We start from the raw sequence: 13,352 nt of genomic DNA, 5'->3' as shown, positions 1-13,352 counted from the left end.
TCACAAGATTTGTGCTCACCGCAAAAACTGTGGGAGCTGGCTTGCCAGCGAAGGGGCCGGCCCAGGCGCTGAAGGACTACAACCCCTCCAGCTCCGCCATCAGATCATTCAACCGATCAACCTTCTCCTCGGTAATATCACTGGCCGCCAGCCCATCGATGTATTCGGCCAGTTCCTCCACCGTGCTGCATTCGAACATCGCGCGCAGCGGCACGTTGCGTTGCAGGGCTTTTTGTACCCGCGATGCAATTTGCGTAGCCAGCAGCGAATGCCCGCCCAGTTCGAAGAAATTGTCGCGCACGCCGACCTTTTCCACTTTCAGCACCTCAGCCCAGATATCAGCCAGGGTCTGCTCCAGCTCGTTGCGCGGCGCCAGATAATCCGCACTCTGCAACTGACCGATCTCCAGCGTTGGCAAGGCTTTGCGGTCGAGTTTGCCGTTGGCATTGAGGGGCATCTGCTCCAGCCATAGCCAGTGGAGCGGCACCATGTATTCGGGGAGTTCGGCGCGCAGGCGCTGCTTGATCCGCTCCAGACGTTCGCCCGGATTGAGCGCAGCGTCGGCCGCGACCAGATAACCCACCAGATGCTTGCCGTTGACGCCCTCCTGCACACCAACCGCGGCGTCGCGCACTTCCGGTTGTTCATGCAGGCGCGCTTCGATTTCACCGAGCTCGATGCGGTAGCCGCGAATCTTCACCTGATGATCGACGCGGCCGACATATTCCAGCACGCCGTCCGCGCGGCGCCGCGCCAGGTCACCGGTGCGGTACAAGCGTTCGCCCGGCGCGCCGAACGGATTCGGCACAAACACCGGCGCGGTGCGCAGCGGATCGCTGACGTAACCGCGACCGACGCCGGTCCCGGCAACACATAACTCACCCACCGCGCCCAACGGCACCAGATCCAGCGCGCCATCGACCACGAACAGCAAGTTATTGTCGGTCGGCGTACCGATCGGCAAGTAACTGCCGCGCGTTGAAGCCATGTCGACGCGGAAGAACGCCACGTCATCCGAGCATTCCGCCGGGCCGTAAGCATTGACCAGACCAATGTCCGGGTAACGCAGCAGCCATTGATGGGCCAGTTCCGGCGGCATCGCTTCACCGGTCGGCAACATCCAGCGCAAGCCGTCGAGGCTCAGACGCTCGGAGCCAAGCATGCCCTGAATCAGCGATGGCACACTTTCCAGCACGGTGATGCTCTGCGCCTGTACATGCGCCAGCAGACCTTGCGGATCGTGGGCAATCGCATTCGGCACGATGTCGACCCGTGCGCCGAACAACGGCGCAGCGAGGAACTGCCAGACGGAAATGTCGAAGCTTTGCGAGGCGGTCTGCGCGATCACATCGGCCTCGCTCAAGTCGAGGTACGGACGTTTGCTCAACTGGTTGTTGAGCATGCCGCGCTGCTCGACCATCACGCCTTTAGGTAGCCCGGTCGAACCCGAGGTGTAAATCACATAGGCGAGATTATCCGGGCCACTGTGGATGCCCGGATTGTGCGTCGCTGCGGCCGACGCCTGGACCTCTTCCCACACCAGCAGGCGCGGACGATTCGAACAGCCAAACTCTTCGAGCAAGGTCTGCGCCTGCTCAAGGCAGGCGGCGCTGCACACCAGCAACGGCGTGCGGCTCAGCTCGATGATGCGGCTCAGGCGCTGGCTCGGCAGATCCGGGTCCAGCGGCAGGTAACCAGCGCCGGCCTTGAAGCTGCCGATGATCATGCCGAGCAGGTCGAGATTACGCTCGGCCAGCAGCGCCACCGGTTGATCCATGCGCACACCGGCAGCGACCAGGGCATGGCCGAGGCGGTTGGTGTTGTCATTCAGTTCGGCATAGCTCAATTGCTGATCAAGGCAACTGGCGGCAACGCGCTGCGGATGCGCCGCGACCTGCGCTTCGAACAACGCCACGTAGCTTTGCTCCAGCGGATAGTCATGGCCGCTCTGGTTGCAACCGTGCAGCAGGAAGTCGCGCTCTTCGTCGCCCAGCAGCGGCAAATCAGCCATGTCGCCATGGAAGCCGTCGACCAGCGCCAGCAGCAGGCGCTTGAACTCACTGAGCATGCGCTCGACCGTCGCCTCGTCGAAGTAACGCTGGTCATAGGACAGGTGCAAGCCAAGGTCATCGCCCGGGTAGCACACCGCGGTCAGCGGGAAGTTGGTATGGGTGCGACCGGAATCCGAGGTCGCATTCAGGCTCTGTGCACGATCAAGCACCGAGACTTCCACCGGGGCGTTTTCGAAGACAAAGAGGCTGTCGAACAGCGGCTGGCCTTTGGGCAATTCGCTCTGCTCCTGGATATTCACCAGCGGCAGGTATTCGTACTCGCGCAGTTGCATGTTGCTGTCGAGCAAAGCGCTGAGCCACTGGCGCACGCTGCTGCGCTGATCGTCCTCAGGCATCTTCACGCGCAGGGCGATGCTGTTGATGAACAGGCCGACGGTGCGTTGCATTTCCGGCATCTCCACCGGCCGCCCGGCCACAGTCACGCCGAAGAGCACGTCGCGATCACCGCTCAGGCGCCGCAAAACCAGAGCCCACGCAGCCTGGGCGAAAGTGTTGACGGTCAGTTGATGGGCCTGCGCCAGTTCCCGCAGCCGTGCGCCGTCCTCGACATTGAGGCGGGTGTAGCGGTCGCCGACGATCATGCCGCCGCTTTCACCGGCGTGCTCGCGCAGGAACGGCCGGTCGCTCGGGATCGGCGTGGTGCGCTCGAACCCTTGCAGATTCTGCCGCCACCACTGCCGCGCCTCGGCCAGACTCTGGCGTTGCAGCCAGCCGATGTAATCGCGATAACGCGGCGGCACGCTCAACTGCGCTTCACGACCTTCACCGAGGGCGGTGTAGATCTCGAAAAAGTCGTTCATCAGCAGCGAACGGCACCAGGCGTCGATGAGAATGTGGTGGTTGCTCATCATGAACCAGTAACGCGCCGCGCCGACCTTGATCAGGCGCAGGTGGAATGGCGCCTGATTGAGCAGATCGAACCCGGCCTCGCGCTCGCTTTTCAGCAGCGCTTGCAGCTTCGGTTCCTGCTCGGTCTCGGCGACGGCGCTCCAGTCCAGATACTCGATCGGCGTGCGCCCCGGCGTGTGAATCACTTGCAGCATGTCTTCGCCGACGTTCCAGCAGAACGACGCGCGCAGTGCTTCATGACGGGCGATCACCGCTTGCCAGGCCTGGGCGAAACGCTCGGGATCGAGCTCGCTGTTGATGCGGTAACGATCCTGCATGTAGTACAGGCCGGTACCCGGCTCGAGCAGGGTGTGCAGCAACATGCCTTCCTGCATCGGCGTCAGCGGGTAGACATCTTCGATGTGCGCGGCCGGCACCGGCAGCGCATCGAGTTGCGCCTGAGTCAGTTTCGCCAGCGGGAAGTCCGATGGCGTCAGGCCGCCGGCTTCGTCTTGCAGACAATGGGCGATCAGGCTTTGCAACTCAACGAGGTAGGCGGCGGCCAGATCGTTAATGGTTTGCGCCTCGTAACGCTCGGCACTGAAAGTCCAGCGCAGCAGCAGTTCACCACCGTAAACCTGACTGTCGACACTCAGCTCGTTGGGCAACGGCGCCTGCGGATCGTGGGCGGCACCGACCGCTTCATCCAGCGGACGGAACAGCGCATCGCTGCCGAAGCTCTGGTCGAACTGGCCGAGGTAGTTGAAGGTGACCTGCGCCTGCGGCAGCGCGGCCATGTTCTGGCGGCAGCCGTCATCAGCCAGATAACGCAACACGCCATAACCGAGACCTTTATGCGGAACGGCGCGCAATTGTTCTTTGATCGCCTTGATCGAAGCGCCCTGCCCGGCGGCCTCTTCGACATTGTGCGGAGTCAGGCGCAGCGGATAAGCGCTGGTGAACCAACCGACGGTGCGGGTCAGATCAATCTCGTCGAACAGGGTTTCGCGACCGTGTCCTTCCAGTTGAATCAGCGCCGAGGGCTGGCCGCTCCAGCGGCACAGCACACGGGCCAGCGCGGTCAGCAGCAGGTCGTTGACCTGAGTGCGATAAGCGCTCGGTGCCTGTTGCAGCAACTGCCGGGTGCGCTCGGCATCGAGGCGTACGCTGACGGTTTGTGCATGGCGATTCTGCCTGCCGCCCTGCGGGTTTTCGCAAGGTAGATCGGCGCTTGGCCCGGCCAGTTGCGTTTGCCACCAACCGAGTTCTTCACGCAGGGATTCGCTGCCGGCGTAGGCCTGCAAACGCGCGGCCCAGTCCTTGAAGGCGCTGGTTTTCGCCAGCAGTTTCAGCGGCTGCGCAGCGTCGAGTTGGCGATAGGCGGTTTGCAGATCATCCAGCAGCACGCGCCAGGAAACGCCGTCGACCACCAAGTGGTGGATGGCGATGAACAGGCGTTGCTGATCATTCGCTACATCGACCAGCACTGCGCGCAGTAACGGGCCGTTTTGCAGATTCAGGCTGCGTTGCGCGTCGGCGAACAGGGCTTCGCACCGGTCCAGCGAATCGACGTTGAATTGCCAGAGCAGATCATCACTCGACAGCACTTGATGAGTCGCTTGCCATGCATCATCGGTTTCAGTGAAACGCAGACGCAGCGCATCGTGCTGCTCAATCACCGCCAGCAAGGCTTGCTGCAATCGTTGCGGTTCGAAGCGCACAGTCGGCTCCAGCAACAGCGCCTGATTCCAGTGCTGACGCTGGGGAATGTCCGTATCGAAGAACCAGTGCTGAATCGGCGTCAGGCGCGATTCACCGACCACCAGGCCTTGCTCGGCAGTCACTTGCTGAGTGCGACTGGCAACGGCGGCGAGCGTCTGCACGGTCTGATGCTGGAACAGGTCGCGCGGGCTGAAGTGGATGCCCTGCTGACGCGCGCGGCTGACCACCTGAATCGACAGAATCGAGTCGCCACCGAGTTCGAAGAAGTTATCGTTGAGGCCGACCTGCCTGACGTTGAGCACATCGCACCAGATCTGCGCCAGGGTCTGTTCCAGCTCGTTGCTCGGCGCGACATAGTCCTGACGATTGAGCTGCGGGTCCGGCGCCGGCAAGGCGCGACGGTCGAGTTTGCCGTTGGCGGTCAGCGGCATGCTTGCCAGCAGCATCAGGTGGGTCGGCACCATGTAGTCCGGCAGTTGCGCCTTGAGGTGCGACTTGAGCGCTTCGCGCAGTTCAGCCTGTTGCGCTTCGCCGTGTCCGGCGACCTCCGTAACGAGGTAACCCACCAACTGCTTGCCACTCGGCGCATCCAGCGCCAGCACCACTGCTTCGCGGATCGAAGGGTGATCGAGCAGGCGCGTTTCGATTTCGCCCAGTTCGATGCGGAAACCACGGATTTTTACTTGATGGTCGATCCGGCCCAGATACTCGACCAGACCATCGGCACGCTGGCGCACCAGGTCGCCGGTGCGGTACATGCGCCCGCCATCAGCGGCAAACGGGTCAGCGACAAAACGCTCGGCGCTGATGCCCGGACGGTCGTGATAGGCCTGAGCCAGACCGGCGCCACCGACGAACAATTCACCGGTCGCGCCCTGCGGCACCAAGGCCAGATCGGCATCAAGAATGTACGCGACCCGCGCACCGATCACGCTGCCGATCGGCACACTGCCAGCGCCCTCTTCCAGTACCTGCGGCGCCAGACTGGCCAGCGGCATGACCACGGCTTCAGTCGGGCCATAGGCGTTGAAGAACTGCGCTGGCTGGAACGCCGCGCGGATGCGCTGTAGATGCTCGCCAGTCAGCGCTTCGCCGCCGGTGATGATCATCCGCACCGGGAGGACTTCATTCTGCGTGGCAAGGAACTGCGCCAACTGGCTGCCGTAGCTCGGCGTGAAGCCGAGGACGTTGATCCGATGCGCACGAATCAAGCCGCAGATTTCTTCCGCGTCCCACTGCCCTTGCGCCCGCAGCACCACCTGCGCACCGCTGAGCAGCGGCACCAGCAAACGTTCGGTGGCGGCGTCGAAGTTGATCGAATAGAAATGCAGTTCACAGTCGTCCGGGCGCATGCCGAAGCGTTCGATCACGGCCTGGCAGTGCATGGCAATTTCGCCGTGGGAGACCACCACGCCTTTTGGTTTGCCGGTCGAGCCCGAGGTGTAAATCAGGTAGGCCTGATGCTGCGGCAGGCTGATAAACGGCAACTCGCTGGCCGGGTAGTCGGCCAGTGCCGGGCTGTCATCTTCCATACACCAGCGCGCCACGTCTGACGGCAAGTCACCCAGGGCCTGGAGCATCGCCCGATCGCTGAGCAGCAGACCGATGCGGCTGTCTTCGATCATGTAATGCAGACGGTCGAGCGGGTACTCCGGATCCAGCGGCACATAGGCGCCGCCAGCCTTGAGAATCGCGAGCAGGCCGATGACCATTTCCAGCGAACGCTCCAGCGCCAGACCGACCCGCACTTGCGGGCCGACGCCGCGCTCACGCAGCGCCCAGGCCAGACGATTGGCACGGGCATCAAGTTCGGCGTAGCTCAGGGTCTGCCCGGCGAAGGTCAGCGCCGGCGCGTCTTTGCGCGCCAGTGCCTGTTCGGCAAACAGATGATGGATGCACTGGTCGAGACGATGTTCGCCCGGCTCGACGCCAAGGCTGTCGAGCAGGTGCTGTTGCTCGGTGTTGTCGAGCAACGGCAGTTCGCTGAGGCGTTGCTGCGGATCAGCGATCAACGCTTCAAGCAGGTTGCGCCAATGCCTGGCCATGCGTTCGATGGTCGGCTCGTCGAACAGATCGGTGCTGTAAGTCAGGCAGCAGCCGAGGCGATGGTCGAGGTCGGTGACTTCCAGATTGAGATCGAACTTGGTCGCCCGCGCATCGTTGGCCAGATACTCGACAGTCATCCCAGCGAGGGTGCGGCTCTGCTGGAATTCCCAGCGCTGCACGTTGCACATCACCTGGAACAGCGGGTTGTAGGCCGCACTGCGTGGCGGCTGAAAGGCTTCGACCAAATGATCGAACGGCAGATCCTGATGGGACTGGCCTTCGATCACGGTGTGGCGCACCTGCTCGAACAGTTCGCCGACCGACATCTGCCCGTCGAGCTGGCAACGCAGCACCTGAGTGTTGAGGAACGCGCCGATCAGCCCTTCGCTTTCCGGGCGGATGCGGTTGGCCACCGGCGCACCGATGCGCAGGTCGGTCTGGCCGCTGTAGCGGTAGAGCAGCGTGGCGAGCGCGGCGGTCATGGTCATGAACAGGGTCAGGCCGTTTTGCGCATTGAACGCCCGCACCCGCGCAGCGAGATCGTCACTCAGATCGAAACGGAACAGCTCGCCCTGATGGCTCTGTACCGGTGGACGCGGACGGTCGCCGGGCAGTTCCAGCAGCGGATGTTCGCGACCGAGCTGCGCGGTCCAGTAATCGAGCTGGCGCTGGCGCTCGCCGGACTCCAGCCACTGACGCTGCCAGACGCTGTAGTCGAGGTATTGCACCGGCAGCGGCTCGAGCGGCGAGGCGCGCTCATCGACGAACGCTTCATACAGCGCACTGAGTTCACGGGCAAAGATGTCCATCGCCCAGCCTTCGGTGACGATGTGGTGCAGGGTCAGAACGAAGTAATGCTCGTGCTCGGCAGTCTTGACCAGACAGGCACGCAGCAACGGGCCGGTTTCCAGATCGAACGGCTGGTGCGCTTCTGCATCAGCCAGTTGCTGGACTTGTAGCTCCCGGACTTCTGCCGGCAGGCTGGAGAAATCCTTCCAGCCCATGCGCACGCCGGTCTCGGCATGCACCTGTTGGCGGGCGACGCCGTCAACGCTAGGGAAGGTAGTGCGCAGGGTTTCATGGCGCAGGATCAGCGCCTGCAACGCCGCCTCGAAATGCTCGACATGCAGCACGCCGCGCAAGCGCGCCATGCCGCCGACGTTGTAAGCCGGGCTGTCCGGTTCCATCTGCCAGAGGAACCACATGCGCTGCTGTGAATAGGACAGCGGCACCGCTTGGCTGCGGTCGATTTTTGCAATCGGCAACTGTTGATTGGTGCGGCCGCTGGCCTGGATCAGGCGAATCTGTTCGGCGTAATCGCCCAGTTCGCTGTGCTCGAACAAGGTGCGCAGCGGCAGTTCGACGTCACAGGCCTGACGTGTGCGCGAAATGATTTGCGTGGCCAGCAGCGAATGACCGCCGAGGGCGAAGAAATCATCGCGCAGGCCGATCTGCTTCAGACCCAGCACTTCGCGCCAGATCGCGGCGATTTGTTGCTCCAGTTCGCTGACCGGTTCGATGTGTTCACGCACTTGCCATTGCGGCTCGGGCAAGGCGCGGCGATCGAGTTTGCCGCTGGGGCTCAGCGGCATCGCATCAAGGCGCAAAAGTTGCGCCGGGACCATGTATTCCGGCAGCTCAGCGACCAAGGCGTTGTTCAGTCGAGCGATTTGTTGCTCGGCATTTTCCTGCGGATCGCTCGCCGTGAAGTAGCCGATCAGTTGTCCACCGGCAGCGGTTTCGCGCACCAGCACCACGGCCTGGGCGACGCCATTTTGCGCCAGCAGTCGCGCCTGGATTTCTTCCGGTTCCACGCGAAAGCCGCGCAGTTTGACCTGCTGATCGAGGCGACCGAGGTATTCGATCACGCCATCCGAGGACCAGCGCGCACGGTCGCCGGTGCGGTACAAGCGGGCGCCATGCTCGCCCAGTGGATCGACGACAAAACGCTCGGCGGTCAACGCCGGACGCCCGAGATAACCACGCGCCAGACCGATGCCGCTGATGCACAGCTCACCCGCCACACCCGCCGGCACTGGATTGAGATCGACATCGAGAATGCGGCAGACCACATTGCCCAGCGGCCGGCCAATCGGCGAGCGCGCACCATCGGCGGCACTGCAATGCCAATGGGTGACGTTGATTGCGGTTTCAGTCGGGCCATAACGGTTGTGCAATTGCACCGCTGGCAATTGCGCGAGTACCCGGTTGCGCAACTCGGCGGGCAAGGCTTCACCGCCGGAAAACACCCGGCGCAGGCTCGTGCACTCGGCACGCAGCGGCTCGTCGACGAACAACGCCAGCAGTGGCGGGACGAAGTGCAGCGTGGTCACGCCGTATTGCTGGACCCGTTGCGCGATGCGATGCGGGTCACGGTGTTCGCCGGGGGCGGCAAGCAGCAGACGCGCGCCGCTGATCAGCGGCCAGAAGCATTCCCACACCGAGACGTCGAAACTGATCGGCGCTTTTTGCATCAGCACGTCGGTTTCGTCGAGGCGGTAAGTGTCCTGCATCCATTGCAGGCGCTCGGCCAGCGCGGCGTGGGTGTTGCCGACGCCTTTCGGTTGCCCGGTGGAACCCGAGGTGTAAATCACGTAGGCGAGGTTGTCGCCGTGCAGTCGCAGTCCCGGTGCCTGGCTCGGCCATTTATCCAGGTGCAGCGCATCCATGGCGATCACGCTGACGCCATCGCTGGCCGGCAGACGCTCGAGCAATTGCGTCTGGGTCAGGAGCAGTTCGACGCCGCTGTCGCGGAGCATGTACGTAAGACGCTCGGCCGGATAATCCGGATCAAGCGGCACATAGGCGCCGCCGGCCTTGATGATCGCCAGCAGACCGATCAGCAGTTGCGGCGAACGCTCGGCAGCAATGGCCACGCACACGTCCGGGCCAACGCCTTTGTCGCGCAGGTAATGGGCGAGCCGGTTGGCTTGCGCGTGCAGCTCGGCAAAATCCAGACTACCGCCGTCCCACAGCAGTGCGGTGCGTTGCGGGGTGTTGCGCAATTGTTGCTCGAGCAGTTCCGGCAGCCATTGTTGCGCCGGGGTGCACGGAGCGACGCTCCAGTCTTTCTGCTGATTCTGCTCGTTGACCGTCAGCAATCGCAGATCGCCGATGGCCTGCTGCGGCCGTTCGCAGACTTCGCTGAGCAGATTGTGGAAATGCTCGGCCAGGCGCTCGATGGTCGCGGCGTCGAACAGTTCGCTGGCGTAGTCGAACGACAAGCTCAGGCGACCGTTGCGATCCTCTTCGCTGTGCAATTGCAGATCGAACTTGGCCTCGCGGCTGTGCCACGGCAGTTCTTCGGCGAGCAGACCGGGCAGACGCTTGAGTGCACTGAGGTCGCGCTGCTGATGGTTGAACATGACCTGGAACAAGCCCTGATCGCGGGCCTGCGGGAACGCTTCGAGCAATTGTTCGAAGGGCAGATCCTGATGGGCCTGGGCGCCGAGTGCGGCCTGGCGGGTCTGGTTCAGCAACTCGGCAAATGTCAGGCGCGAATCGATTTGCGCACGCAACACCTGGGTATTGATGAAGAAGCCGATCAGGCTTTGGGTTTCCAGGCGCGGACGGTTGGCGTTGGGCACGCCGATGCGAATGTCGCGCTGACCGCTGTAGCGGTGCAGCAAACTTTGCAACGCAGCGAGCAGAAGCATGAACGGCGTGGCCTGGTGGGCCTGCGCAGTCTGGCGGATCGCCTCGCTGAGTTCGGTACTCAAGCGCACGCTGTGGCGCGTGGCGCTGTGGTTGTGTCTGGCCGAGCGCGGGTGATCGGTGGCCAGTTCCAGTGGCGGATGTTCTTCGCCCAGTTGCGCTTTCCAGTACGCCAGTTGCCGCTCGCCCTCGCCTTGCGCCAGCCATTGCCGCTGCCAGTTGCCGTAATCGGCGTATTGCGTGGGCAGCGCTGCCAGTGTCGCCGTTCCACCTTGGGTAGCGGCGGCATATAAGCGCGAGAATTCGTCGAGCAGGATATTCAGCGACCAGCCGTCAGCGATGATGTGGTGCAGGGTCACCAGCAGTTGATGTTCTTCGTCATCGAGACGCACCAGTGTCACCGCCAGCAACGGGCCTTTTTCCAGATCGAACCGAGTGCGCGCCTCGTCTTCGCGAATCTGCTCGGCACGGGTTTCACGCTCGGGAATTGGCAGGTCGCTGATGTCGATCAGTTGCAGATTGAGTTCGGCAGCGGCGAGCACTTGCTGCAATGCCACGCCGTCGCGCTCGAAGAAACGCGTGCGCAAGGATTCGTGGCGTTCGATCAGATGCTGAAAGCTGTTGCGCACGGCGTTTACGTCGAGTTCGCCACGCAGGCGCAGACCACCGGGAATGTTGTAGGCGCTGCTCTGTGGATCGAGTTGCCAAGTGATCCACAGACGATTTTGTGCCAGCGACTGCGGCATCGGCTCGCTGCGCGACAAGGTGCTGATCGGACCTGGAGCGCTCCCGCCGTCCTGTTTTAGCTGCGCCACAGCGGCAGCGAAGGTGGACAGGGTTGGCGCTTCGAACAGCAGGCGCAGGCTCAGCTCCACATCGAGTGCTTCGCGAACCCGCGCAACCACTTGCGTGGCGGCGATCGAGTTACCGCCGAGCAGAAAGAAATGGTCGTCGCCACTGACCTGCTTGACGTTGAGTTGCTCGGCCCAGATTTGCCCGATCAACGCTTCAAGGTCCGAAGTGCTGCTGGTCGCATTTTCCGTTGCCGCTGTAATCGAAGGGAACAGCGCGTAACTGTCGAGACTGCCATCAGCCAGACGATTGCGGCACGCCGAGCGCTGCAGTTTGCCGCTGGAGGTTTTCGGCAACGCGCCCGGATTGAGCAGCACCACCACGCTTGGCGCCTCCTGATACGCCTCGGCCACGGCTTGGCGAATGGCTTTGATCAGCGCATCTGGCGCAAGGATTTTCTGCACGCTGCGGCTGATTTCCGCAGCGATGCCGATGCCCTCTTCGCCGTTGTGAGTGACCGCGAACGCCGCCACGCGGCCCTTGCGCACCACTTCGACTTCGCGCTCGACGGTCTGCTCGATGTCCTGCGGATAGAGGTTGTGTCCGCGGACGATGAGCATGTCTTTCAGGCGCCCGGTGACGAACAACTCGCCCGCACGGATAAAACCCAGGTCGCCGGTGCGCAACCAGGTGCGGCCGGCGTGCTGGACAAAAGCCTTGGCGCTGGCTTCGGGGTTGCGCCAATAACCGTGGGCGATGCTCGGGCCGGCGGCCCAGACTTCGCCGACGGCGTTGTCGGCGAGTTTTTCGAGGGTATTCGGTTCGACGATCAGCACCGCGTGCTCAGGCTGGCTGATGCCGCAGCTCATGATCGCGCTACCATCGCCCGGCTCGGCGCGGTTTTGCGCCAGCGCCTGATCGTCCACGCGCAGCGCCGGGATGCCGGTGCCGCGCGGTGTTCCGGCGACAAACAGGGTGGCCTCGGCCAGACCGTACGAAGCCATGAAGCTGTTGTCGCTGAAACCGCAGGCGGCGAATTTTTCGGCGAAGCGCTCGAGGGTATCGAGACGGATCGGCTCGGAACCGGAATAGGCCACGCGCCAGCGGCTCAGATCGAGGCGCTCAAGGGCCGATTCGCTGACCCGCTCACTGCACAAACGGTAGGCGAAATCCGGGCCGCCGCTGATGGTGCCGCCGTATTCGGCGATCGCTTCCAGCCAGCGCAACGGCCGGCCGAGGAAGTAGGCCGGCGACATCAGAATGCACGGCACGCCGCTGAATATCGGTTGCAGCAGACCACCGATCAAACCCATGTCGTGGTACAGCGGCAACCAGCTGACGATGACGTCGTCCGGATTGACGTCGATGCCGAAACCGTGACGGATCAACAGTTCATTGGCGACCAGATTGCCATGGCTGACCTGCACGCCCTTGGGCAGCGCGGTGGAGCCGGAAGTGTATTGCAGAAAAGCGATGTGCTCGGCTGGCAGGCTCGGTTCAACCCACTGTTCGGCCAGTGCGCTGTCGAGGGTGTCGACACACAATAGCGGCGGCGCGCCGTCGATTTGTTGCAAGGCATCGCGCAGGTCGGCGCTGGTCAGCAATAGCGTGGGCTCGGCGTCGGCGATGATCGACAGCAAACGCTCCTGATGATGACGACGCGCGGATTCCGGCGGATAGGCTGGTACCGCAATCACACCGGCGTACAGGCAACCGAAAAACGCCGCGACATAATCCGCGCCACTGGGAAACAGCAGCACCGCACGCTCACCGAATCCAGCCTGAGCCTGCAACGCAGCAGCGATGGTGCGCGCGCGTTGATCCAGTTCGCGATAGCTGAGCACCACAGCCTGATCGGCGTTTTCGGCGAGAAAGCGCAAGGCCAGTCGGTCCGGCGTCAGGGCCGCGCGACGCTTGAGGGCATGGACCAGGGTGCTGGGGAGTTCGAACGCGTCGGTCATGAGGTTTCCTGCCTGAATTCGGCTTGCAAGTGGAATCGGGTGGCTGCGTCACACCTATCGAGAGGCGTGCGGGGCGCGGTCTGTGCCGACCGCGCAAGGCATCGGAATGCGCTGAGGCCGGGGATCTGCACCCGGGCCATTCACCAATGAGAACGGATGGAGTGGGGAAATAATTAGTCGGCAGGCGCGACGTCCAGCGGGGCTGGGGTGCGGCGGCGTGTCGCAGTTGGCAAAACACATCGCCTTACAGCAATACCTCTCTTTCTCATTTGACAAT

General features: G+C 63.0%; 1 protein-coding gene. It reads right to left on the bottom strand.

Annotation, left to right across the window (positions count from 1 at the left end; genetic code table 11):
- Positions 1–76: 76 nt before the first annotated feature.
- Positions 77–13,075 carry a non-ribosomal peptide synthetase gene (locus F8N49_RS02260; protein ID WP_151550703.1) on the bottom strand — a complete coding sequence of 4,333 codons (12,999 nt, stop codon included), beginning with the start codon at positions 13,073–13,075 and terminating at the stop codon, positions 77–79.
- Positions 13,076–13,352 lie beyond the last annotated feature (277 nt).

The sequence above is a fragment of the Pseudomonas sp. GXM4 genome (genome assembly GCF_008923895.1).
Classification (GTDB): domain Bacteria; phylum Pseudomonadota; class Gammaproteobacteria; order Pseudomonadales; family Pseudomonadaceae; genus Aquipseudomonas; species Aquipseudomonas atacamensis.
This window is presented reverse-complemented; position numbering and strand designations above follow the sequence as displayed.

What these genes read in the sequence shown, in the direction of transcription:
- F8N49_RS02260 (WP_151550703.1), bottom strand. Translation starts at nt 13,075, where the DNA reads ATGACCGACGCGTTCGAACTCCCCAGCACCCTGGTCCATGCCCTCAAG.